At 66.7% G+C, this 23,342-nt stretch carries 19 protein-coding genes; 9 read left to right on the top strand and 10 right to left on the bottom strand.

Going from position 1 to position 23,342, the window contains the following annotated elements; genetic code table 11:
• Positions 1–44: 44 nt before the first annotated feature.
• The 3 genes from MUK71_RS00315 to MUK71_RS00305 are packed head-to-tail and all read left to right on the top strand — an operon-like array spanning position 45 to position 4,677.
• Positions 45–2,600, top strand: coding sequence for a bifunctional lysylphosphatidylglycerol flippase/synthetase MprF (locus MUK71_RS00315; RefSeq protein ID WP_227928096.1), 2,556 nt, complete (start codon positions 45–47; stop codon positions 2,598–2,600).
• Between the two features lie 2 nt (positions 2,601–2,602).
• Positions 2,603–3,895: an alpha/beta hydrolase gene (locus MUK71_RS00310; protein ID WP_227928097.1), complete on the top strand. Its 1,293-nt coding sequence runs from the start codon at positions 2,603–2,605 to the stop codon at positions 3,893–3,895.
• Positions 3,892–4,677, top strand: a complete 786-nt coding sequence (locus tag MUK71_RS00305; protein ID WP_227928098.1) for a phosphatase PAP2 family protein — start codon at positions 3,892–3,894, stop codon at positions 4,675–4,677. Before MUK71_RS00310 ends, MUK71_RS00305 begins: the two co-directional genes overlap by 4 nt.
• Here MUK71_RS00305 and MUK71_RS00300 read toward each other — a convergent pair.
• The 4 genes from MUK71_RS00300 to MUK71_RS00285 form a co-directional block, all read right to left on the bottom strand.
• Positions 4,598–5,449 (bottom strand): HAD family hydrolase, encoded by an 852-nt coding sequence (locus MUK71_RS00300; RefSeq protein ID WP_227903169.1) that lies wholly within the window; start codon positions 5,447–5,449, stop codon positions 4,598–4,600. The genes MUK71_RS00305 and MUK71_RS00300 overlap by 80 nt on opposite strands.
• A 78-nt stretch (positions 5,450–5,527) precedes the next feature.
• Positions 5,528–6,094, bottom strand: a complete 567-nt coding sequence (locus MUK71_RS00295; protein WP_227928099.1) for a YbhB/YbcL family Raf kinase inhibitor-like protein — start codon at positions 6,092–6,094, stop codon at positions 5,528–5,530.
• A gap of 89 nt (positions 6,095–6,183) precedes the next feature.
• On the bottom strand, positions 6,184–7,098 hold the full coding sequence (locus MUK71_RS00290) for a carbohydrate kinase family protein (RefSeq protein ID WP_227903167.1): 915 nt from the start codon (positions 7,096–7,098) through the stop codon (positions 6,184–6,186).
• Between the two features lie 34 nt (positions 7,099–7,132).
• Complete coding sequence (locus tag MUK71_RS00285; protein WP_227928100.1) at positions 7,133–7,891, bottom strand: alpha/beta hydrolase family protein; 759 nt, start codon at positions 7,889–7,891, stop codon at positions 7,133–7,135.
• Between the two features lie 115 nt (positions 7,892–8,006).
• Here MUK71_RS00285 and MUK71_RS00280 point away from each other — a divergent pair, with 115 nt between their 5' ends.
• Positions 8,007–9,122 carry a GTP pyrophosphokinase gene (locus tag MUK71_RS00280; RefSeq protein WP_227928101.1) on the top strand — a complete coding sequence of 372 codons (1,116 nt, stop codon included), beginning with the start codon at positions 8,007–8,009 and terminating at the stop codon, positions 9,120–9,122.
• A 103-nt stretch (positions 9,123–9,225) separates the two neighbouring features.
• Positions 9,226–10,266, top strand: a complete 1,041-nt coding sequence (locus MUK71_RS00275; protein WP_227928103.1) for a winged helix DNA-binding domain-containing protein — start codon at positions 9,226–9,228, stop codon at positions 10,264–10,266.
• Positions 10,267–10,320: 54 nt separating this feature from the next.
• On the opposite strand, the gene MUK71_RS00270 is transcribed toward MUK71_RS00275, so the two are convergent.
• The gene (locus MUK71_RS00270; protein WP_227903163.1) at positions 10,321–11,310 is read right to left on the bottom strand and encodes a LacI family DNA-binding transcriptional regulator; all 990 of its coding nucleotides are present in this window, start codon (positions 11,308–11,310) and stop codon (positions 10,321–10,323) included.
• 159 nt (positions 11,311–11,469) lie between these two features.
• Between MUK71_RS00270 and MUK71_RS00265 the strand changes: the two genes are divergently transcribed.
• Both MUK71_RS00265 and MUK71_RS00260 read left to right on the top strand, forming a co-directional pair.
• On the top strand, positions 11,470–12,468 hold the full coding sequence (locus tag MUK71_RS00265) for an SDR family NAD(P)-dependent oxidoreductase (RefSeq protein WP_227903162.1): 999 nt from the start codon (positions 11,470–11,472) through the stop codon (positions 12,466–12,468).
• A 118-nt stretch (positions 12,469–12,586) separates the two neighbouring features.
• Entirely contained in the window at positions 12,587–13,603 is a 1,017-nt protein-coding gene (locus MUK71_RS00260; RefSeq protein WP_227903161.1) for a zinc-dependent alcohol dehydrogenase, read from the top strand.
• Between the two features lie 111 nt (positions 13,604–13,714).
• Here MUK71_RS00260 and MUK71_RS00255 read toward each other — a convergent pair whose 3' ends face one another.
• The 3 genes from MUK71_RS00255 to MUK71_RS00245 form a co-directional block, all read right to left on the bottom strand.
• Entirely contained in the window at positions 13,715–14,182 is a 468-nt protein-coding gene (locus MUK71_RS00255; RefSeq protein ID WP_227903160.1) for an SRPBCC family protein, read from the bottom strand.
• A gap of 94 nt (positions 14,183–14,276) precedes the next feature.
• Positions 14,277–16,775, bottom strand: a complete 2,499-nt coding sequence (locus tag MUK71_RS00250; protein ID WP_227928104.1) for a phosphoketolase family protein — start codon at positions 16,773–16,775, stop codon at positions 14,277–14,279.
• Positions 16,776–16,812: 37 nt separating this feature from the next.
• On the bottom strand, positions 16,813–19,404 hold the full coding sequence (locus MUK71_RS00245; RefSeq protein ID WP_227928105.1) for an ATP-dependent DNA ligase: 2,592 nt from the start codon (positions 19,402–19,404) through the stop codon (positions 16,813–16,815).
• A 143-nt stretch (positions 19,405–19,547) separates the two neighbouring features.
• Between MUK71_RS00245 and MUK71_RS00240 the strand changes: the two genes are divergently transcribed.
• A complete protein-coding gene (locus MUK71_RS00240) occupies positions 19,548–21,032 on the top strand; it encodes an SDR family oxidoreductase (RefSeq protein WP_227903157.1) in 1,485 nt (494 codons plus the stop codon).
• A gap of 155 nt (positions 21,033–21,187) precedes the next feature.
• Positions 21,188–22,450: a L,D-transpeptidase gene (locus MUK71_RS00235; RefSeq protein ID WP_227928106.1), complete on the top strand. Its 1,263-nt coding sequence runs from the start codon at positions 21,188–21,190 to the stop codon at positions 22,448–22,450.
• Here MUK71_RS00235 and MUK71_RS00230 read toward each other — a convergent pair.
• Together MUK71_RS00230 and MUK71_RS00225 are read right to left on the bottom strand one after the other, a co-directional pair.
• A complete protein-coding gene (locus MUK71_RS00230) occupies positions 22,447–23,115 on the bottom strand; it encodes a pentapeptide repeat-containing protein (protein ID WP_227928107.1) in 669 nt (222 codons plus the stop codon). The genes MUK71_RS00235 and MUK71_RS00230 overlap by 4 nt on opposite strands.
• A 2-nt stretch (positions 23,116–23,117) precedes the next feature.
• Entirely contained in the window at positions 23,118–23,336 is a 219-nt protein-coding gene (locus MUK71_RS00225) for a PLDc N-terminal domain-containing protein (protein ID WP_227903154.1), read from the bottom strand.
• Positions 23,337–23,342: the final 6 nt, after the last annotated feature.

Genomic DNA, 23,342 nt, shown 5'->3' with positions numbered 1-23,342 from the left:
CAGGACCCCGACCGGCAGCATCCCGCAGGATCGTGGAGGTAACCGTGCCTGACCCACCCCCCAATGCGCTGTACCGCTTTGGACGCTCCCTTTCCCGGCCGGTCGCGTTCCTGCGGGGCAGCGCCCGGAAATCGCCTGCCACACTGACCTATATTGCCGTTTTCTGGCTGCTGGGCGCGCTCACCTCCTCTCTCGCCACCGGGCCGGAAGGGGAGCTGCTGAACCGGGTGGCCGTCTCCGCAGACAGCCTGGGCACCAACCCCGCAGCCCTCCTCCTCTGCAGCTTCTGGGCCAGCGGCCCCGGTGGATATGTGGGCGGGACGCTGGCGGTGCTCCTTCTCGGTCTCCCCTGTGAGCGGCTGCTGGGTTCCGGCAGGTTCCTGCTGGCGGGCTTTACCGGCCAGGTGGCCGGGGCATTGCTGGCCATAGGTTTCGCCTTCCTCACCAGTGCCTCGATCGGCGACTGGTCACGTGCCCTGGTCAGCGAATCCTATGTGGGTCCGATGGCGTTCCTTGCTGCGGTGGCAGCGGCGGCCAGCGCCCGGATGTCCACCCTGTGGCGCCGGCGGCTGCGGCTTACCCTGTTCACCCTCCTGGTCCTGCTTGCCCTGTACGCCGGGAGCTTATCCGACCTGATGCTGCTGGGCGCCGCCACGGCGGGCGCCTTTGCCGGGCCCCTCCTGGACGGTCGGCGGCCGAGCCTCCCCCACCGCCTGGTGACCAGCCGCCGCGAGGCGCGTGTCCTGGTGGCGCTGGTGGTGCTGGCCTCAGCTGCGGGACCGGTTATTGCCGCACTCAGCGACGCCGCCGTGGGCCCCCTTGCTGTGCTGCGCTACCTCTTCACCAGCGCTGACGTGACCACTCCCGCAGAGCTGGCCGAACTGTGCAACGGCGGCGCCTCCGCCCGTGAATGCGCCGTGGCCCGCCTCCAGCTCCGTGCCGGGCCGGCCGCATTCTTCCTCGCCGTCCTGCCCCAGGTCCTGCTGGCAACGTTCTCCGACGGCCTGCGCCGCGGAAGGCGTTTCGCCTGGCTGGCCGCCGTGCTGCTGCAGGGGACCATGACCCTGCTCGCCGCCGTCCGGATTGGAGTGGTACTCACCGGTGACCAGGCCCGGCTGCTGCCTCCCGGGGCGGGCAGCTCCGTCAAACTGGTTCTGCCCATGGTGGTTCCCCTGGCGGTGTTTGCCCTGCTGCTCATGACACGCGGGCTGTTCCCCGTGCGCGCACCCGTTGGAACCTACCGGCGGCTGGCCCTCACGGTTGCTGCGGCCGCGCTCATCCTGGCAGCGGTCTATCTGGGCGTGGCCCTGCTGGACCGCGACGGGTTCTCCCCGCAGGCAACTCCGGCGCTGGCTGTGGCTGACCTGCCGGACAGGTTCCTGCCCATTTTGGAGGTGACCAGCCGTGGCCCCGTCCTGGTTCCGGTGAGCCTGCCCGCGGTCCTCGCCTATGAAGGGGTGGGCCTGGTGTTCTGGCTTTTGGCCTGTGTCCTGCTGCTCCGCTCCTTCCTGATCCCGCCCCGCACTCCGGCCATCGCCGATGAGGAACGGGCACGGGAACTGTTGAAGGCCCACGGCGGAAGCACCATGGCATGGATGACGCTCTGGGCCGGGAACACCTATTGGTTTTCCCCCAGCGGCAACTCATATGTTGCCTACCGGGCGGACAGCGGGGTTGCCCTTACGGTGGGCGAACCCGTGGGACCGGCTGCCGAAATGCCCCGGACCGTGGCGGGATTTGCCGCCTTCTGCACCGCCAACGGGACCACCGCCTGTTTTTACTCCGTGGATGAACGGGTGCGCAGCATTTGTGCTGAGCTGGGTTTTTTCTCTCTTCAGGTGGCCGAGGAGACCGTGCTGCCGCTGGGGTCGCTGGCTTTCAAGGGCAAAAAATTCCAGGACATCCGCACCGCATTCAACGCTGCCCGCAAACAGGGCATCCAGGCCCGCTGGATCAGTTTCCCCACCGCGCCGCTGGCACTCACGGACCAGATCCGCGCCATCTCCGAGGAGTGGGTGGCGGATAAGCGGATGCCGGAAATGGGATTCACCCTGGGCGGGCTGGAGCAGCTCGAAGACCCGGAAGTGCGCTGCCTGCTGGCCGTTGACGCCGACGGCACTGTGCACGCGGTGACCTCCTGGCTGCCGGTGTACCGGGACGGACGGGTGATCGGCTGGACCCTGGACTTTATGCGCAGGCGGGGCACCGGCTTCCGGCTGGGCATGGACTTCCTTATCGCCTCCGCTGCCCTGTCCCTGCAGGAGGAAGGGTGCGCTTTCCTGAGCCTTTCGGGCGCACCGCTGGCCCGCTCCGACGCCAGACACGGCGACGACGGCGGGAACGGCGGAGACGATGCAGGCTCGCCGGTGATGGACCGGCTGCTGGACCGGTTGGGCGCCACCCTGGAACCGGTCTACGGGTTCCGCTCCCTGCTGGCGTTCAAAGCCAAGTTCGCCCCGGAGTATGTGCCGCTATACATGACCTACCCCGATCCGGCCGCGCTGCCTGCCATCGCCAACGCCGTGACCAGGGCCTACGTCCCGGACCTTTCCCTCGGTCAGGGGCTGGTCCTCGCCCGGCGGATTGTGGACCGGACCTGACCATGTCCCTGATCGCCGGAGTGCTGCCCGCGGCTGTCCTGATTGCCGGGGTGCTGGCACTGGCCTGGCTCGGCTTCGCCAGCCGGAAACTGGGCTGGAGCCGGTTCCTGGTCTCTGTTGTGGTCTCATGCCTGCTGACCGGGCTGCTCTACCTGCTGGCTGAAATGGTGTTCCACTGGTGGAACGCGTCCCTGCCCCGGTTGCTCTACCTTTTCTGCGCCCTGGCGATCCTCGGAGTGCAGCTCGCCCTGCCCCAGGTGACCACCTCCGGCACCCGGGTGCACCGGCGGGCAGCCGGCGTGGTCGCGGCACTGGTGGTGGTGCTCGCACTGGCCTGCACAGTGAACATTGCCTACGCCCAATACCCAACGCTCGCCTCGTTGTTCAGTCCGCCGTCCCCGGAAGATGACCCGCTGCCCCTTCCATCCGCTCCCCGGAGCGACCTGCCGGCAGCATCGGAGCAGAACTGGACGCCCCCGCCGGACATGCCGTCGCAGGGCAAGGTCTACCGCCAGCAGATCCCCGGACCGGTGTCCGGGTATGCCTCCAACCCGGCCCTGGTCTACCTGCCGCCCGCGTACCTCGCGGATCCCGGGGCGGTGAACCTGCCGGTCCTGGTGCTGATCCACGGACAGCCCGGCGCCCCGGCGGACTGGCTGATCAGCGGCGGGCTGACGGAGATGATGAACTCGTTTGCCGCCCGGCACCAGGGACTGGCACCCGTGGTGGTGATGCCGGACCTCAGCAACGCCGGGAACAGCAACTGGCCGCTGTGCATGGACACCACAGTCAGCAACTCGGCCACCTATCTCGCCAAGGACCTGCCAGCCTGGGTGCAGCAGGAGCTGGGGGCCGGCACGGCAGGGCCGCAGCAGTGGGCAGTGGGCGGATATTCCTTCGGTGGAACCTGCGCCGCCCAGCTCGCGGCCAACTATCCGCAGGTTTACCCCACGTTCCTGGATATCGCCGGAGAGAATGAGCCCACCGTCGCGAGCGGGCATGAGGACCTGCTGGAGATCTATTTCGACGGGAATGAAGACTCGTTCCGGGAACAGAACGCAGTGGACCGGTTTAAGGCCGCCCGGTACCCGGATACCGCGGGGATCATCGTCGTCGGCCGGGACGATAAGGTCTACGCGCCCGAGGGCCGGACGGTGTACGACGCCGCCAGGGCCGCCGGTGCCGACGTCCAGCTCCAGCAGCTGCCGGGCGGGCATTCGTGGCAGGTGTGGAAGGCCGGATTGCAGCAGAATCTGGACTGGGTGTGTACCCGGCTTGGCATACTGGAGCCATGACACCCGAGCCTGCACAGCGTTCCGACGGTACCGGGGTCCTGGACCGGGTGGGCCGGCTGCTGCATTGGATCAGCAGTGCCTCCTCTCCCCATGTGGCACTTCTGCTGGTGCTGGCCGTGGGTTTGCTCCCCGCCCTGGCACTGACCCTCGCCTCGGCCGAGGTCTACGAATCGGTGACCGATGCGGACGGCGTGGCGGGGCTGGATAAACCGGCGCTGGAACTGGCTTTGCAGCTGCGTTCCCCCGGGGTGGATGCGGCCGTCACCGGCTTCACCAACCTGGCCGGCACCGTGGGGATGCCGATCCTGGCAGGACTCGCCGTCCTGGTGATGTGCCGGCTCTGGCGGTCCTGGACGCCGCTGGTCCTTACCGCCGCAGCTGCAGCGGGGTCCCTGCTGATGACCGTTGCCGGCAAGGCACTGATCGGGCGGAGCCGCCCGGACCTGGCCGACGCGGTGCCGCCGTATGAGTCCTCAGCGTCATTTCCGAGCGGGCATACCCTGAACTCAATAGTTATTGCCGGGATTCTTGCCTATCTGGTGATCCTGTATGCGCGGAACCGAGCGGCCAAGGTTGCGGCCGTCACGGCAGCCGCTGCCTTCACCCTCGCCGTCGGCCTGAGCCGCGTCTATCTGGGCCATCACTGGCTGACGGATGTCCTGGTGGCCTGGACCCTGGGTGCTGCGTGGCTGGCAGTGGTGATTACCGCGCACCAGCTTCTGAGGCTGCTGGCCGGGCGTCGAGCAGCCGTTCAAGAACCACCGCAACCCCGTCGTCCCTGAACGCGGGGGCGGTGTAGTCGGCGGCTGCACGGGCGGCCGGATGTCCGGAGGCCATGGCGTAGCCGCGGCCGGCCCAGTTGAGCATCTGGATGTCATTGGGCATATCCCCGAATGCCACGGACTCCGCCGCCGCAATACCCCTGGCGGCCGCATACCCGGCCAGGGTGACGGCCTTGTTCAGCCCGGGCCGGGACATTTCCAGCAGCGGCGCCGAGGGCGCGGAGTGGGTGGTGGTGACCAGGTCCGCCACTGCGGGAGCTACCCGGTGCAGAAACTCGTCGGGGGAAATGTCATGGGTACGGGCCAGGAACTTTGCCACTCCGGTCTGGCCGGCCAGGGAATCCTGCAGCGGGCGGGGCACTATGGAACCGAGGATCTCGGCCGAGCCGGTGTCGGCGAATCCGGGTTCCAGGTGGATTCCGTCCACTGTTTCAGCGGCGAAACGCACCGCCGGGAAAAGCCCGCGGATCACTTCCGCTGCGGAGAACATCTGCTCAAGGGGCAGCAGCGAGGTGGAGAGCACCCGGTCCTGTGCCAGGTCATAGGTAATGGCTCCGTTGGAGCAGATCACGGTTCCCTCATGGCCTATCCGTTCACGGAGCGGATCCAGCCAGCGCGGCGGGCGTCCGGTCACGAACACCACGTCGATGCCCGCAGCCAGGCAGGCGCGAAAGGCCCGCACGGTGCGGTCGCTGATGCTGTTGTCCGCACCCACAATGGTGCCGTCCATGTCGCTCGCTACCAGCCGTACCGGCCCCGTCCGTTCCTGCATGCCATCCAGCTTACTGGCGGACCCGGCCCGGGCACGGCCCGGGCCGGGTGCTGCCGTGCCGCGACGGCTTTCCGGGGCTCAGGCCTCCGGGGCCTCGGCCGCCGGGATTTCGGCCGCCGGGATTTCGGCCCCGGCAACAATCCTGCCGCGGCCCAGGGTGTGCGTGAACAGGGCAAAGCCCAGGGCGGCCGGACTGGCATCAGGGGCAACGTCCAGCTTTTCGGTGTCCACGGCGTGGACCACTACAAAGTAGCGGTGCCGGCCGTGGCCGGGTGGCGGGGCGGCACCGACAAAGCCGGCAAAACCGGCGTCGTTGACCAGTTGCACGGTGCCTTCGGGCATCAGTGCCGAGTTGGCCGCGTCCGCTGCAAGTCCCGTGACCGAGGCGGGAATGTTAAAGGCGGCCCAGTGCCAGAAACCGCTGGCTGTCGGCGCATCCGGATCGTACATGGTCACCGCGAAGCTGCGGGTCCCCTCCGGGAACCCGGACCAGGTGAGCTGCGGTGAGGCGTCCTTGCCCCCGGGAACCCCCATCCTGCCGCTGTACTGTGCCGGCGCAAGTGTGCCGCCGTCGGTCACTTCCTCACTGTCGACGGTGAACTCCGGCACCTGTGGCAGGTTCGCGTATGGGTCTCTGTTTTCCACTGTTTCTCCTGGTTCTTCGGGGCGGATACGGACGGCCGCTGCAGGGCAGGGCCTGGGGACGCCTCGGCGCGATGGCGCGTCGGCGCGGTCTAGGAAAGTTCGCTGCGGTACGGCGGGTTGGCTCCGGCGCGGGAGACTGTGATGGCGGCGGCACGCGCAGCGAAGAAAAGCAGCTCTTCCAGGTCACGGAGGCCGATGCGGGCCAGGTTGCTGCGCCGGGCGCCGCCGTCCAGTTCGCGGTCCATCAGCCCCACCAGCAGGGCGGACATAAAGGAGTCGCCTGCCCCCACGGTGTCCGTGACTGTTACGGTCGGTGCCGCGACGGCGCAGTCACCCGCAGCGGCTACCGCCCACGGGCCGCGCGACCCCCGGGTTACCACCACCAGGGACGGTCCCGCCGCAAGCCAGCGCCGAGCCGAGCTTTCCGGGGATTCGTCCGGGTAGAGCCACTGCAGGTCTTCGTCGGAGGCTTTGACGACGTCGGCCAGCGCCACGAACTTCTCGGCCTGTTCCCGGGCATAGGACACGTCAGTGATGATGGACGGCCGGCAGTTCGGGTCGTAGCTGATGGTTGCCGAGGCGCGGGCACGTTCCACGGCACGGAAGACGTGCCCGGCTCCGGGCGCGAGCATGGCGGCGATGGACCCGGTATGCAGCATGGTGGTCCCGTCCAGCAGGGCCGGCAGGTTCGCGGCCAGGTCCGGCAGCTGCCACTCAAGGTCAAAGGTGTAGCGGGCACCGCCGGCCGGGTCCAGGACGGCGGTGGCCACGCTGGTGGGCAGATCATCTGCAGCGAATGCGGTCAGGACCGAATTTGCCCGCAGGTGTTCGGCAATCAGGGCGCCGTTGGCGTCGGAACCGAAGCGGCCCACAAACTGCACCGGGCGCCCCAGCCGGGCCACGCCCACGGCAACGTTCAGCGGACTGCCGCCGGGGTGGGAGCGGCGCGGCGCGGTATCGCTGACCACCTCATCAACAAGGGCTTCACCTATGACTGTAAGCACACTTTCAACCTAACAGAGCAGCTCCCGGGTTGCCTTATGTGCCGGTGATTCCGGCAGCCTCGCCGACCGCGCGGACGACGGCGTCCCAGGCCGGTGTGCCGGGTGTGATCATGGCGAAATGGTCGCCGGGAATGCGGCGCAGGTGGACCCGGCCGCCGGCCGCCGCGGCGGCCTCGGCCCAGCCGGCGGACTGGGTGAACGGCACCGTGGTGTCATCCTCCCCGTGCAGCACCCATGCCGGTACGTGCAGGGGCAGCGCAAACATCGGGTCGGCCTCGCGGTAGCGCTGCGGATCCTCCTCCGGGCTGCAGCCAAGGAAGTTCTGCACGGCACCGTCGCTCAGGCCCAGCTCATGTGCTTCGGCCAGGTTCAGCACACCGGACTGGCTGACGACGCCGCTGACGGCAACGCGGGAGCCCGCCTGTGCCGCGGCGAGGACGGCCAGATGGCCGCCGGCGGAATGGCCCAGGAGGGTGATCGTGGACAGGTCAATGTCGAAGCTGCCGGCCGCGTCAGCCAGCGCGTCGATGCCTGCACGGATATCGGAGAAGGTAACCGGCCATCCGCCGCCGTTTCCCGCCCGCCGGTATTCCAGGTTCCAGCAGGCAAAACCGCGGTCAGCCAGGTCCCGGGCCAGCGGACTGCCCAGCTCGGCGGTGTACGGCGCACGCCAGTATCCGCCGTGGATGATGACCACGGTGCCCCGGGAGGGTGAGCCGCCGGACGGCAGCGTCAGCTCGGCGTACTGCTCCGGGCCGGGGCCGTAGGCAATCCGTCGGGGCGGTGCTGACATGGGGATCCTTCCGGCGGGGGCTTAATCTGATAGGGAGCCTACCGCCAGGTATCCCCGGCGGTTTGGTCAGGGCCGTGCCATAGGCTGGTGGCAGGCAGGGGAAAGGGATTTCGTTTTGAGCGCGTGGGACACATTGGATGAGCGGCTGCGGCCGGTGGTCCAGGCAAGTACTGACGAATATGCCCGGGTACGCCCCGGGCTGGAGGCAGTGACCGCTGAGATGGAAGCGAATCTGCGCAGCGTTTTCGCGGACAGCCCGGTGAAGCCGCTCTTCGTCGCCTCCCGCACCAAGTCCGTGGAGTCCTTCCGGGACAAGGCCTCGCGGATGCTGCCGCCGGAAAACCCCGGTGAGCTGCCCTCGCTCCTGTTTCCCGATCCGATGCGCAACCTCACGGACCTGGTGGGTCTGCGCGTCATTATGACCCTGCCGCACGAAGTGGATGAAGCGGCCAACCTGATCAAGCGCCAGCGGGCGGAATTCGACTGCCGCGGCGACCGGGAGAAGGACATCGGGTCCATCGAATCCGGGACCTACGGCTACTCCAGCCGCCACCTGATCCTGCGGACCATCCAGAACGAGACCGTACGGCAGTTCCACAAACTGCTGGAACCGGACCAGCGCCCCAACGGCAGCTACCTGTTCGAAGTGCAGATCCGCACCGTGCTGGCACATGCCTGGTCCGAGATTGAGCATGACATCCGCTTCAAGGCCGGCGACCCGCGGGCCTGGAGCCCGTACTTTGACCGCCAGTTCACCGCCACGGCCGCCATGCTGGAAACCGTGGAGACCGCTTTTGCCGAGCTGCATGAACGGTATGAGACGGTGACCGGTTTCTGGGATGAAGACGGTGAGGGCAGCGCGCCGCTGACCCCGAACCGGATCCGCGACGTCTGGCTGACCCTGCTGCCGCATGTGAACCGCAAATCCGGGGATGACTGGGGCTGGGCGGCGGAACTGCTGGCCGCCCACGGCATGAAGACCACCATGGACCTGGCCGGGCTGCTGCAAGCCGATGCCATCACCAAGGTACGTGCCGCACTGGACCACCGGTATTCCCCGGGCCCGGACCGCCTGCTCGATGACCTGCTCCTGTGGCGCTTCGGCAAAAAGCACATTGACCTCACTGCAGAGCCGGAAGACGCCCCGGCGAAGCCACGGCGCGAGTCCCTGGGCCGCCGTTACCGGCAGATGCAGATTTTCCGCGCCAGGGAAGAGGACCAGCAGCCCTGACCACTGCTGCGCACGCGTTCCGGGCGTTTTCCGCTCCGGTCCCGGCAGCGGGGCGGGCTTTGACTCCTTGCCAGTACCGCCAGGGTAGGTCAGGCTGGGCACCGTGGCCCAGAACCTCACGGATGCGCAGGCGCGGAGACTCCGCCTGCGGTCCCACCTGCTGACCGGATCAGACCTTGCACCCGCCGAAGCGGTGCGGCGGGCCGTGGGCCTGCAGGGACAGGATTTGCCCGCCGTCCTACGCGCCATCGCCATCCGGTCACGGCCCGGCACCACCGTGCAGGATGTCCGGGATGCCTTTGACAGCGGCGATCTGGTGCGGGGATGGCCCATGCGCGGCACCCTGTTCGCCACCACGCCGGGGCATCTGGCTGCTTTGCTTCATTTCACGGCGGAGCGCACCCACACCGCGACGGCCCGGCGACGGACGGAACTGGGCCTGGAGGAGTCGGTGCTTCGCCGTGGCCGGGACTCCCTGCGGGAGGCGCTGCAGGAGCGTCCGCTGCGGCGGGCCGAGGTCATGGATCTCTGGGCCGCCGCCGGGATCCGGACGGGCGACGGACGCGGATACCACCTGCTGATGCATTTGGCCGTGGACGGGTTGTTCCATTGGGGCCGGTTTACGCCTTCCGGCACCGAACAGCTTGCCACCCTCACGGAGCACGACGGCGCAGGCGGCGGGGACCTCAGCGCACTTGTCCGAGGCTTCGTGCTGGCCCGCGGTCCCGTCTCCGAGGCCGATCTGGCCTGGTGGACCAAGCTGCCCAAAACCGTGGTGCGCCGCGCCGCTGCGGGGGTGGCGGATCTTCAGGAAGTGCTGGTGCAGGGACGCCCGGCGTGGCTGATCGGGGAGGCATCGGAGCCGGAGCCCTCCGGCGCAACACTGGTACCGGGCTTCGACGAGTGGATCCTCGGGTATGCGGACCGCTCCCTGGTGGCCGGGCCGGCCGCCCTGCAGGCGGTGGTGCCCGGCAAAAACGGCATCTTCCGGCCGGCCGTCCTTTTCGACGGCACGGTGGTGGGCACCTGGCGGCCGCCCCGGGGCAAACGGGCGGCCGAACCGGTGATCAACCTCGTGGAACAGCTGAAAGCCAACGCCCGGCGGGCTGTGGAGAAGGCCGTGGCGGCATGGCCGCACGGGTAGCACGGATAGCACCGGTACATCCTCCGGCAGCTCGCCGGCTGAGCGTGCCCGGTTTCAGGCCGAGGCGCGCAGTATCAGGCTGACGGCGGGCGGTCCCGCCACTGCCAGCGCCGCACCGTCCTCGCCTGCTCCGGAGGCGGACGCCAGCGCGGCCTGGGCAAAATGCTCCCCCAGCCGGCGGGCATCCACGCTGACGGTGGTCAGCGGCGGCACGGCCAGCCCGGCCAGCGGAATGTCTTCGGCACCGATCACCGCCAGGTCCCGGGGTGCCTGCAGCCCGTGGACCGACAGCCCGGAGAGCACTGCGAAGGCGTGGTCGTCATCGAACGCGCAGACCGCGCTGACGCGCTGTTCCCCCTCCAGCCAGCGCTCGACGGCGGCCGCCGCCTCTGCTGCTTCCAGCCCGAGACGCTCGACGGCGGGTGCGGGCAGGCCGTACCTGGCACAGGCATCCCGGATCGCGGCCAGCCTGACCTTCACCCGCCAGGCGTACCCGGATTCCGGCGGCACGGCCACACCGATCCGCTCGTGCCCGGATTCCACCAGGTGCTTCACCTGCATCGCGCCAATGCCCAGATCAGGAGCCAGCGGGTCCCCCGCCGTCTGCGGCAGCGAAACAACCGTAATCCCGGCAGCCTGGACGGCGGCGATCTCAGCGTCCGGAAGCGGGGCAATCAAAATCAGCGCTGCGGGTGCCAGGGACTGCACCAGGGGTACCGCCCCGCCCCGGGACGGTACCCGGTGGGCCACCAGGCGCAGCCCGTTCCGTTCCACTTGTTCGGACGCGGCGTCGATAATCATGGCCAGGGCACGGCCCAGGGGTTCGGGCGGGAGCAGCATCAATACCAAGTCGCTGCGTCCGCGGCGCAACGTGCGTGCAGCAGTGGAGGGCGTGTAGCCGAGTTCCCGGGCTGCTGCGAGAACCCGGTTCCGGGTGGCAGCGGAGATACTTTGGCCTGTCCGGCCGTTCAGCACATAGCTGACTGTGGCGCGGGACACGCCCGCCGTCTTCGCTACATCGCTCGAGGTGGCCCTGCGTTCCACGGCCGTCCTTTCCGTCTTATGCCCGTCGGATTTCTCCGGTAGTCTGACATTACAGGCAACTTACACGTGTAAGTGACGAATCCACCGGCACGGGTAGACTGCCTCGCAACCTGCGGTCGCACCAAACCACGGCCGCCCCCGATTGGAAAGGACCGGTCCATGGCTAACCAGCCCATCACCGCCCAGAACACCGTCCAGCAGTGGCTCGACCACCCGGCAGGCGGCCCCGCCATCCGCGGCATGCTTGCCCAGGCAGGCAGCGACGAGTCCAGCCTGGGCCCGGCGCTGACCCTGAAGCTGCAGCAGCTGGTGGACCTGAGCCAGGGCCAGTTCCCGCAGGCCGCCGTGGATGAACTCGTGAAGGCGGCCAACGGCGGCGTTATGCCCGAAACCGAAGCAGCAGTGCTGCCCACGGTCGCCGGCCGCTTCGATGGCAAGACCGTGATCGTTACCGGCGCCGGCTCCGGCATCGGCCGCGCCACCGCCTCCCGAATTGCCCGTGAAGGCGGCCGCGTGATCGCCGTAGACATGGCAGAGGCAAAGATCACCGAGCTCGCGGAGCAGACCGGCGAAGCCATTGTCCCGGTCGCTGCGGACCTCACCGACGCCGCCGCCGTGGAGCGCATCATTGCCGCTGCCGGCGGACAGATCGACGGTCTGGCCAACGTGGCAGGCATCAATGACGACTTCTCCCCGCTGCACGAGGTCTCCGACGCCATGTGGCAGAAGATCTTCGCCGTGAACGTGGACGGCCTGATGCGCCTCACCCGCGCCGTACTGCCGACCATGCTCGAAGCCGGCAAGGGCTCCATTGTGAACATCACCTCCGAAGCGGGCCTGCGCGGCTCCGCCTCCGGTGTGGCCTACACCGCTTCCAAGCACGCCGTGGTGGGCATTACCCGCAGCACCGCGTTTATGTATGCCCGTGAAGGCATACGTGTAAATGCGGTTGCTCCGGGCGGCGTCGCCACCGGCATTCCGATGGGCGGCAAGACCAGCGAGTACGGTGAGGCCCGCCTTTCCCCCGCCCGGGTCAACATCCCGGGCCTCGCCTCGGCCGAGGACCTGGCGGCGTCCATCACGTTCCTGCTCAGCGACGACGGCGTCAACATCAACGGCGCCATCCTGCCTTCCGACGGCGGCTGGTCCGCGGTCTAACAACCGCACCCAAAACGACGGCGGCCGGCACTTTCCCGAGGGAAGGGACCGGCCGCCGTCGCTCTATCCCGCACCCACCATCACGACCACCATCACCATCACCATCAGGGAGAACACCATGAAATCCGTCCACGTCACCGGTCCGGACACCAATGAATGGGTGGAGGTGGACCGGCCGGCCCCCGGCCCCCGCGACGTCCTCCTGAAAATGAAAGCCTGCGGAATCTGTGGTTCCGATGCGTTCTACAGCCACGTCGGCGGGATTCCGCCGCGCCAGGGGGCTACCCCGCTGGGGCATGAACCGGCTGCCGAAGTGGCGGAAGTCGGCGCCGAGGTCGAGGGATTCTCTGTAGGGGACCACGTGGTTATCGACACCATGGCCTTTACCGACGGGCTGCTGGGCAGCGGCGGTGCGCAAGGCGGACTGTCCGAATATGTACTGGTCAAGGACGCCGTTCCCGGCCGCCAACTCCGCGTAATTCCCACTGAAATACCGTGGGAGGTCGCTGCGCTCAACGAACCCATGGCCGTGGCCTACCACGCCGTGAACCGCACCAACCCCAAGCCCGGCGACAAGGTAGTGGTTTTCGGCGCGGGTCCCATCGGTTTGGGTGCCGTATTGGGCTACCGCCGCCGTGGCGCCTCACACATCGTTGTTGTGGACATCATTGAGTCCCGTCTGGAGAAAGCCCTGCAGATCGGTGCAGACGCGGTCATCAACTCCGCGGAGGAGGACGTAGCAGCCCGGCTGGTCGAGCTGCACGGAGACGGCGCCACAATGCTTGTCCGCGGCACCCGCTCCGGCACGGATATCTTCCTCGACGCCGCTGGTGCGCCCGTGATTCCCAAGACGGTCGGTGACGTGGCGAAATCCGGTGCAGTGCTGGGTGTGGTTGCCGTGCACAAGAACCCCGTGGAGCTGGACTTCGGTTCCATCCTCACCACGGAACTGACCATTGTCTTCGCGATGGGCTACCCCACCGAGATCTTCGAGGTCACCGACGACATCATCGAGAACTGGCAGAAATACGCCCTGATCATCAGCGATGTCCTGCCGTTCGACCGGTCCCTGGAAGCGCTTGAGCTGGCGAAGACGCCTGGCGCTGCGGACAAGGTTGTAGTTCGGTTCGACTGAGTTCGGTTCGACGGAGTTCGGTTCGACGGAGTTCGGCTGTCCCGGCATAACGACGGCGGCCGGTCCCCTTATGAAAGGGAACCGGCCGCCGTCGTATGTTGTGGAAAGCCGCTACGCTCCGGAAACCGCTGCCGCGAGCTTGTTCAGCGATTCCTCCAGGTCGTCCTTGGACACCATCGGGAAGGAGACCTGCTTCAGCGTGTCCTTGTCGGTGACGTGGGACCAGTCATAGGTCAGCGTGACCTCGGTGGAGTCCGCGCCGTCGGGCTGGAGTTCCCAGACCCACTGCCAGCCCTTGGGTTCGGTGCCGGCCGGGGCGGTCTGCCAGGCCAGGATCTTGTTGTGGTCGTACCCCGTGACGTGGTTATCCGTCTGGTAGTCGCCCATTTTTTCGTTGTGCATGTTCATGGTGAAAACCTGGCCGGAAGCCGTAATGCGGTCGGTCTTCTCATCCGAGACCACCATGCCGGAACCGTCCAGCTCGTGGTGGCGCTCGGGGTTGGACAACAGGTTGAAGATGTCTGCGGCCGAGGCATCGATGACCCGGGAAACTACAACGCTCGTCTGATCAGTGGTCAATGAACTCTCCTTCGATGGATGGATAGTACTTTTTCCACGGCGGCCGGCCGGTGGGCCGGCGCCGAAGCCTGTGCGTACCGCGCCTGGCCAAACCTCAGCCGGGCGTGTCCTGCTCTGCTTCCTGCAGGTTCCAGCCGGTGATGTACGGCGGATCCTGCCCCTCGTCGCGGGTGTACTGCCGGGCACGTGCCCGTTCGTCCTGCAGATACTGCCGGAAGGACGCCTGCGTCGATCTCAGCGACGCTACCCGGTCCAGCACGTCGATGGCCAATTGGAAGCGGTCAATCTGGTTCAGCATGGCCATGTCGAACGGCGTGGTGGTGGTGCCTTCCTCCTTGTAGCCGCGCACGTGCAGGTTTTCATGGTTGGTGCGCCGGTAGGTCAGCCGGTGAATCAGCCACGGGTAGCCGTGATAGGCGAAAATCACCGGCTTGCCCGTAGTGAAAAGGGTGTCGAAATCCCGGTCCGGCAGGCCGCTGGGATGCTCGCGCGGATCCTGCAGCGCCATCAGGTCCACCACATTGACCACCCGGATTTTCAGCTCGGGCAGCTGCTCCTTCAACAGTGCCGCGGCGGCCACGGTTTCCAGGGTGGGCACGTCACCGGCGCAGGCCATCACGACGTCGGGCTCGGTCTTCCCGCCAGGGCCGGTGTCTTCGCTGCCGGCGAAGTCCCAGATGCCCACGCCGCGCTCCACATGCAGCAGCGCCTGTTCCGGATTAAGCCAGACCGGCGCCGGCTGCTTGCCGGAGACCACTACGTTCACCCGGTCCCGGCTGGCCAGGATGTGTCCGGCCACGGCCAGCAGCGTGTTGGCATCCGGCGGCAGGTACACCCGGATGACCTCCGCCTTTTTGTTCACCACGTGGTCAATGAAGCCGGGGTCCTGATGCGAGAACCCGTTGTGGTCCTGCTGCCACACATGGCTGGAGAGCAGGTAGTTCAGCGAGGCGATGGGCTGGCGCCAGGACAGGGAGCGGCTGACCTTCAGCCACTTGGCGTGCTGGTTGAACATGGAATCGACAATGTGCACAAAGGCTTCGTAGCAGTTGAAGACCCCGTGCCGGCCGGTCAGCAGATAGCCTTCCAGCCAGCCCTCGCAGAGGTGTTCGGAGAGCACCTCGGCCACCCGCCCGCTGCGGGCCAGATGCTCATCCAGTTCATCGATGCGCTGCTGCCAGGCCTTGTGAGTGACGTCGTAGACGGACTGCAGGCGGTTGGATGCCGTCTCGTCCGGACCGAAGATCCGGAAGTTAGACGGGTTTTGCCGAATCACCTCGCGGAGGTAGCCGCCCAGGTTAAACATCGGGCTCACCCGTTCCGATCCGGGATGATCGATCTTCACCGCATGGTCCGCGTACCCGGGCAGGCGCAGGTCCTGCAGCAGCCGTCCGCCGTTGGCGTAGGGGGTGGCGCTCATCCGCAGCTCCCCGGGCGGGGCCAGCGCGGCGATCTCCGCCACCAGCCTGCCCTCGGCGTCGAACAGTTCCGCCGGCCGGTAGGAGAGCATCCATTCCTGCAGTTGGGCCAGGTGCTCGGGGTTGTCATGGATTTCGGACAGCGGCACCTGGTGCGCCCGCCAGGTCCCCTCCACCGGAAGTCCGTCCACCATTCCGGGGCCGGTCCAGCCCTTGGGTGAGCGGAACACAATCATCGGCCAGCGCGGGGCATGCACCTCGTCGGTTTCCGCGGCGGGCACGTCCGCCGGCACCGCGGTGCGCTCCCCCGTGCGGTAGGGCGCCTGGATGGCGGTGATTTCGGCAAGGCAGGTTTCCAGCACGGCGGAGAAGTCCTCGTGCGCCTGCCCAACCGCCGCCGGGTCCTCCACGGTCACCACGTAGGGCCGGTATCCGTAGCCCTCCAGCAGTTTGAGCAGCTGTTCCTCGGGCATCCGGGACAGGATGGTGGGGTTGGCAATCTTGTAGCCGTTCAGGTGCAGGATGGGCAGTACCGCGCCGTCCACGGCCGGGTCCAGGAAACTGTTGGAATGCCAGCTGGCAGCCAGGGGGCCGGTTTCCGCTTCGCCGTCGCCAATGACGGTGGCCGCAATCAGATCCGGATTGTCGAAGACGGCACCGTAGGCATGGGCGAGGGAATAGCCCAGTTCGCCGCCTTCGTGGATGGATCCCGGGGTTTCCGGGGCGGCGTGGCTGGGCACCCCGCCGGGGTAGGAGAACTGCCGGAACAGGGTGCGCAGCCCGTCCTCATCGCGGCCAACGTGGCTGTAGATCTCCGAGTAGGTGCCCTCCAGCCACGCGTTGGCCACGTTGGCCGGTCCGCCGTGCCCGGGCCCGGTGATGAACAGGACCTTCCGCTGCTGTTCGCGGATCAGCCGGTTTAGGTGGGCATAGATGAAGTTCAGTCCCGGCGTGGTGCCCCAGTGGCCCAGCAGCCGCGCCTTGACGTCGGAGGCCTCCAACGGCCGGCGCAGCAACGGATTGTCCCGCAGGTAGATCTGGCCCGCAGACAGATAGTTGGCCGCCCGCCACCACGCGTCCACGCCGGCGAGCTCGCCGTCGTGGTGCGGCTCGGTGCCGGGGATGCGTTCGTCGGCGGGAAGGTGTCCGGTTCCTGCGGTGCTGCTCTCGGTCATGTTCGGGGTCCTTTCACGGGATCCGGCGGACGCGCGGCTAGGCCGGCTCCACCACGACGTCGGAGGGTTTTTTATCCGGGCGCAGGCCGCGCCAAACGGGGTGGCGCAGTTTTCCGCTGCCGGTGCGCTCGGAGAACGTCACTTCCCCCACCAGTGCCGGACGTACCCATTGGGCATCCGAAGCGTCGGCTCCGGGCACATCGTCCAGCGGCGGGGTTTTGCGGGACATTTTCTTCAGCCTTGGACCGATCAGTGCCAGGTCCTTTTCACTCAGTCCTGAGCCGACCCGGCCGATGTATTTCAGGTCCACACCGTCGGGAATGGCCACCAGCAGGGAGCCCACCTTGTTCTGCCGGTTGCCCTGGCCCGGCCGCCAGCCCACCACCACCACTTCCTGGGTGAACTGGTTCTTCAGCTTCAGCCAGTTTTTCGAGCGCCGGCCCGGGCTGTAGGTGCTGGTGCGCCGTTTGGCCATCACTCCTTCCAGCCCGAGTTCCTTGCTGGCGGCGACGGCTTCATCCATGCCCATGTCCAGCGCCGGGGGCACCTGCAGGTGTCCGTCCGGGGTGGCTTCCACCGCGGATTCGAGGATTTCCCGGCGCTGTTCGTAGCCCAGCTCCTCCAGGGACTTGCCGTCCAGCCACAGCAGGTCGAAGACCATCAGGTGCGCCGGCGTCCGCTGCGCCGCGGCGGCTATTTCCCGCGGCTTACTCAGATGCATCCGCGGCTGCAGCAACCCGAAGTCCGGGCGGCCGGCCTTGTTAAGCGTCACTATTTCCGCATCCAGTACGGCCCGCTCCCCGTTCAGGTGCCCGCTGAGATCTGCCAGTTCCGGATAGGCGGCGGTCATATCCTTGCCGTTGCGGCTGATCAGGCGGGTCCCTTCCGGGGTTACGGTCACGACGGCGCGCACGCCGTCCCATTTCATCTCGAAGGCCCATTCGTCATCGTTGTTGATTTCGGCACGGCTGCCCGCCGTCGCCAGCATCGGTTCGATCACCGGGACGGAGTCATCCGTTCCTTCCTCCGGCACGGTCGGTGCAGGACCGGTATCAGCCTCCGCCGCCGCTGCGACGGCGGCCTGAGGCGTCGCGGGCCGGGGCCTCCCCGCCTCCGGCTTTACCTTCACGCCGCCGTCGGACTCGTCATCCCTGCCTTTTTCACCGGGCTTTGGCTGATCCTTCATGAGGTGAATGAGCCAGTTGTTGTTTGCCTTATCACCGCCCGAGCCGGTGTGGATCAGGGCAAAACGCCGGTCCGCCGCACCCTGTCCCGCCAGGCCGCCGTCGGGCTGGCCGTGCAGAACGGCAATGACTTCCTTGCCGTCCCGCCATTTTTCCCGCTCGTAGGTGCCGTGATCCCAGATTTTGACGTCTCCTCCGCCATATTCCCCCTTGGGAATATGTCCTTCGAAGGTTCCGTAATCCAGCGGATGATCCTCGGTCTGCACCGCCAGATTGTTTTTGCCGGTGGTGGACGGCGGTCCTTTGGGCAGCGCCCAGGAAACCAGCACGCCGTCGTGTTCCAGCCGGAAATCCCAGTGCAGGCGGCGGGCGTGGTGCTCCTGGATAACGAAGCTGTTCCCCTCCGTGGGGGTGGACGGCTCTTCCGGGACCGGCTCCGGGGTTTTGGCCGCGTCACGCATGCTCCGGTATTTCCCCAGCCGGTCCGCGGACCGGCTGCCGCCCGCTTCCTCTTCAACCGCCTCTTCCAATGCTTTCTCCGCAAAGGTTCCGTCCGCCATCCCGGCCAGCGGGTCCGGATCATCGAGGCGTTCCAGCACCTGCTCGTAATCCAGTTGAGCCAGGCCGGGATCCTCGAGCTCCGCCCAGGTCCGGGGAGCAGCCACGGTCGGCTGGAAGCGCCCACGCAGCGAATAGGGGCAGATGGTGGTTTTGTTGCCGTTGTTCTGGCTCCAGTCCACCAGTACCTTGCCCCGGCGCAGTGACTTCTTCATATCACTGACCACCAGGTCAGGGTTATCCGCCTCCAGCGCCCGGGCCAGCTCGTGGGCCACCGCATTGACCTCATCCGAGGTCTGGCTGCCGTCCAGCGCTGCGTACAGGTGGATTCCCTTGGACCCGCTGGTGACCGGCCGGGCATCCAGGCCCATATCCGAGAGGATGGACCGGGCCAGCCGGGCTACTTCGGCGCACTCAGCCAGCCCGACGCCATCTCCGGGATCCAGGTCCAGCACCATCCGGTCCGCAGCGCCGATTTTGCCCCGCGGGCCGAACTGCCACTGCGGCACGTGGATCTCCAGGGCCGCTGACTGGGCCAGCCAGGTGAGGGTGGCCAGGTCATTGACCACCGGGTAATAGTTGGTCGAGGTTTTGTGCTCAATGGGGAACCGTTTCACCCACGACGGCGCGGAGTCCTCGATGTTCTTCTGAAAGAACACCTGTCCCGGCTCCTCCGGTGTACCGACGCCGTGCACCCACCGTTTGCGGGTGGCCGCACGGTTGCGTGAATGCGGAAGCATGTAATCCGCCACGGCGGCGTAATAGGAAATGACGTCGGCTTTGGTGGTTCCCGTTTCGGGGTACAGCACCTTGTCGAGATTGGTCAGGCGGAGCCGGTGTCCCTCCACGCTGACGGTTTCCTGCGTTTTCCCTCCGCCTGTCGCCATGTCCCCTAGTCTTACCGGGATACGGGGCAAACGCCAGTATTTCGTCAGGGGGCTGATAATCCCTGATCCCCGTTTCGGGGAGTTTCGCGCAGAGCGTTCCGCTTCCCTGACCAATGGCGACACCCCGTGTGTATGTTGGGAAAATGACAGAACGCCAGCATGTCCTGGTCACCGGCGCCACCGGCTACATCGGCGGACGCCTTGTTCCCCTGCTGCTCGAAGACGGGCATGATGTGCGCGTCCTCGCCCGCTCTCCGGAAAAGCTCTCCGACGTGCCCTGGGCCTCGGACGTGGAGGTGGTCAAGGGCGATCTTTCCGAGAAGGAATCCGCAGTGGAGGCCTTCTCCGGGATCGACACCCTCTATTTCCTGGTGCATTCCATGGCCTCCGGCAAGGGGTTCAGCGACCAGGAATCCGCCATCGCGCATATTGTGGCCGACGCCGCGGCCCAGGCCGGTGTGAAAAGGATTGTCTATCTCGGCGGACTGCATCCGGAAGAGGGCGAGCTGTCCCCGCATATGAAGTCCCGCACCGAGGTGGGGCGGATCCTGCTCGAAGGCGAGGTGCCCGCGGTGGTTTACCAGGCCGGCGTCGTCATCGGTTCCGGATCCGCGTCCTTTGAGATGATCCGTCACCTGACGGAAACACTGCCGGTGATGCCGGCACCGAGCTGGGTGCGCCGCCGCATCGAGCCGATTGCCGTCCGCGATGTGCTGCACTATCTGGTCCGTGCCGTGGATATCCCCGCCGAGGTCAACCGCACCTTCGACCTCGGGTCCCGGGAAGTGCTTACCTACGCCGAGCTGATGAACGGATATGCCGAGGAGGCCGGGCTGCCCCGGCGGCGGATCTATGCGCTGCCGCTCCCGGCGCCGCGGCTGGCCGGGCACTGGGTGGCCCTGGTGACGCCGATTCCACGCTCCATGTCCCTGCCGCTGGTGGAATCCCTGCAGCACGACGCCGTTGCCAAGGAACACGACATTGACCGGTATGTGCCGCTTCCGGAAGGCGGCCTCACGGATTATCACGACGCCGTCCGGCGAGCCCTGGGCAAGGAAAAGCGAGGCGAGGTGGAAACCACCTGGGCAAATGCCTCGGCGTCCTCGGACCTGGCATCGGACCCGTTGCCCAGCGACCCCGATTGGGCCGGCCAGACCGTATATGTGGATTCCCGGCAGCGCCGCTCCGCCGTGGACCCGGCCGCCGTCTGGAAGGTTATTGAAGGCGTGGGCGGCCGCAACGGCTGGTACTCCCTGCCCATGGCCTGGGCCATCCGCGGGGTACTGGACAAAACAGTGGGCGGTGCCGGGCTGACCCGCGGCCGGCGCAATCCCACCACGCTGTTCACCGGCGATGTGGTCGACTGGTGGCGGGTGGAACTGCTGGAGCGCGGAACACTGCTGCGGCTGCGGGCCGAGATGCGGGTGCCGGGCAAAGCCTGGCTGGAAATGCGCGTGGAGCCGGACGGTGAGGGCGGCAGCCTGTACCGGCAGCGGGCCATTTACTTCCCCAAGGGACTGGCCGGACGCCTGTACTGGTGGCTGATTGCCCCGTTCCACGGCCTCATCTTTCCGTCCATGGCGAGGAACATCACCCGCCAGGCAGCCCGTATGACGGAGCCCGCGTAAACAAAGGCCTGCGGCCCGGGCCGCAGTTCGGTAACGCCGCACACCGCTGCCCGGGGATCGAATATCATCGGGTAGGACAGAGGGCGCCGGTACAGCTGGTACAGCCTGGATGACGCCGCCGGTTTTCGAAGAGGGATTTCGAAGGTGCTGACGGCTTGTACTTTGAGGGGACCGTCGCAGTGCAGGACAACGCAGGCCAGGACAAAAAGAGCCGTAAGTGGATCATCGCCGCCGTTGTTGCGGGTGTACTCGTGGTGGGCGGCGGCATAGGTGCGGCGTTCGCCACCGGGATGGTCGGGCCCTCAGCCGGCGATCAGCCCGCCACGGCCACGGCCTCGGCCACTCCGTCCGTTTCCGCGGCCCCGGTATCCATCACCACCACGCCCGCAGACGGAGCCGTGGAAGTGAACCCGGCGTCCATGCCCACCGTGACGGCAACCAACGCCACCATCAAGAAGGTCAGTCTGAAGCCCGAGACCGGCGGAGAAACCGTGGACGGTGTCCTCTCCGCTGATGCGGCCACCTGGACCGCCGATGAACCGCTGGTTTTCAACGCCAAATACGCCATGGACGTGGTGCTGATCGACCAGGCCGGCAAGGAAAGCACCCGGTCACAGACCTTCGAAACGGTGAAACCTGCCAATGAAGCCAACGCGTTTATGTACCCGCAGAACGCCTCAGTAGTAGGCGTTGGCCAGCCGATCGAAATCAATTTCAGCGAGCCGGTCACCAACAAGGACGCGGTGGAGCAGGCTATCAAGATCACCAGCACCTCCGGACAGACCGGAGCCTTCCACTGGATCACCGACAACAAGGTCCGGTACCGTCCGGAGGCCTTCTGGGCACCGAATAGTGCCATCACGGTGGATATGCAGCTTTTCGGGGTGGACTTTGGCAACGGAATGATCGGCAACTTCAACGAGACCCGGACGTTCAATACCCACAACACCCGTCTGGCCGTGGTTGATAATGCCACCAAGACCATGCAGGTTTTCATTGACGGGCAGCTGGTGCGGACGTTCCCCGTGACGCTCGGCGAACCCACCTGGCCTTCCCCTTCCGGATACCAGGTAGTGGTGAGCCAGCATGAGAAGCTGCCTTTCCGGGCCGAAAGCATCGGGTTGAAGCCCGGTGATCCGGATTACTACGAGCCCTTCGATGCTTCCTGGGCCAGCCGGCTGACCAACAGCGGCGTGTTTGTCCATCAGGCCCTCGACGGTGCAGTGGGCGCCCTGGGCCGGATCAATGTGTCCCATGGTTGCGTTGGTATGTCTGCTGAGGGCGCCAAGTACTTCTATGACACCTTCGAGCCGGGCGACGTGGTGCAGGTGCTGAACACCGAAGCCGGACCGGTTTCCGTGGATGACGGCTTCGGTGACTGGAACGTCCCGTGGGACCAGTACGCCGGACAGCCCTAGGACTGCACCCGCAGTCCCAGCTGGGCAGCCAATAAGGGGGCAAGGAGCAGCAACTGCTCCTCGTCGATGGTGAAGCCCTTGAGCGCGGGAAGGCCGGTAATGCTGCGGAATTCAGTTCCGCGCAGGTCAGCGTCCACCGCCGAGCCTCCTGCGCCCAGCAGCAGGGAATCGATCCGGCAGTCGCGGAAGGCCACCCGGTTCAGCCGTGCCCCGTCCAGGTCCAGTTCACCGATGATGGTGTTGGTGAAAAGCACGTTGTTAAGCGTGCATCCGCGCAGATTCAGGAAGTCGATTTTGCCGCCGTCCACCCGGACGGAGTTCCAGGTCCCGCCATAAAGCTCGGCAGATCCAAGCCGGGGATTGATGATTTCCACATCACGGTAGGTGGTCCGGGAGGCATGGAATACCGGAGCGTAAAGGTTTTCCAGCCGGGATTCCAGGAAACGGGCAGCCGCGAGGTCCGCACCATCCAGTGAAACCCCGGTGAGGCTGCATTCGGAAAAAACCGCACCGCGCAGTTCCAGGCCGGCAAATGATTCATCGGCATACGCCACGGCCTCCTGATGGCCGCTCACAGGAACACCGGTGCCGCTCGCGAGTTCAGGCAGGCGTACCGGATCCAGCACCGGCGTTTTGGTTCCGGCTCCTGAGGGTCTGCGCGCCATGCCTAGGCCGTGCGCCGGCCGAAGAGGAAATAGGCAATGGGACCGGCAAAGTTGATGCCGCAGGCCAGCATCCACAGCGTGCGGCTGCCGCGGATCAGGGTGGCGGGCCGCCGCCGGATATCCCGGAGGGCAGCGCCGGCAAGCAGGAACTGCAGGCCTGTCAGGACTCCGAGTCCCCTCTTTTGTCCCGTGCTCAGGTCCTTGAACTTCTTTTTGGCCATTGCTGC

The organism is Arthrobacter zhangbolii, from assembly GCF_022869865.1.
GTDB lineage: Bacteria > Actinomycetota > Actinomycetes > Actinomycetales > Micrococcaceae > Arthrobacter_B > Arthrobacter_B zhangbolii.
The sequence above is the reverse complement of the archived record's forward strand: the minus strand, read 5'-3'. Positions and strand labels throughout refer to the sequence as shown.

What these genes read in the sequence shown, in the direction of transcription:
- MUK71_RS00310 (WP_227928097.1), top strand. Translation starts at nt 2,603, where the DNA reads ATGTCCCTGATCGCCGGAGTGCTGCCCGCGGCTGTCCTGATTGCCGGG.
- MUK71_RS00305 (WP_227928098.1), top strand. Translation starts at nt 3,892, where the DNA reads ATGACACCCGAGCCTGCACAGCGTTCCGACGGTACCGGGGTCCTGGAC.
- MUK71_RS00300 (WP_227903169.1), bottom strand. Translation starts at nt 5,449, where the DNA reads ATGCAGGAACGGACGGGGCCGGTACGGCTGGTAGCGAGCGACATGGAC.
- MUK71_RS00285 (WP_227928100.1), bottom strand. Translation starts at nt 7,891, where the DNA reads ATGTCAGCACCGCCCCGACGGATTGCCTACGGCCCCGGCCCGGAGCAG.
- MUK71_RS00265 (WP_227903162.1), top strand. Translation starts at nt 11,470, where the DNA reads ATGGCTAACCAGCCCATCACCGCCCAGAACACCGTCCAGCAGTGGCTC.
- MUK71_RS00260 (WP_227903161.1), top strand. Translation starts at nt 12,587, where the DNA reads ATGAAATCCGTCCACGTCACCGGTCCGGACACCAATGAATGGGTGGAG.
- MUK71_RS00250 (WP_227928104.1), bottom strand. Translation starts at nt 16,775, where the DNA reads ATGACCGAGAGCAGCACCGCAGGAACCGGACACCTTCCCGCCGACGAA.
- MUK71_RS00245 (WP_227928105.1), bottom strand. Translation starts at nt 19,404, where the DNA reads ATGGCGACAGGCGGAGGGAAAACGCAGGAAACCGTCAGCGTGGAGGGA.
- MUK71_RS00240 (WP_227903157.1), top strand. Translation starts at nt 19,548, where the DNA reads ATGACAGAACGCCAGCATGTCCTGGTCACCGGCGCCACCGGCTACATC.
- MUK71_RS00230 (WP_227928107.1), bottom strand. Translation starts at nt 23,115, where the DNA reads ATGGCGCGCAGACCCTCAGGAGCCGGAACCAAAACGCCGGTGCTGGAT.
- MUK71_RS00225 (WP_227903154.1), bottom strand. Translation starts at nt 23,336, where the DNA reads ATGGCCAAAAAGAAGTTCAAGGACCTGAGCACGGGACAAAAGAGGGGA.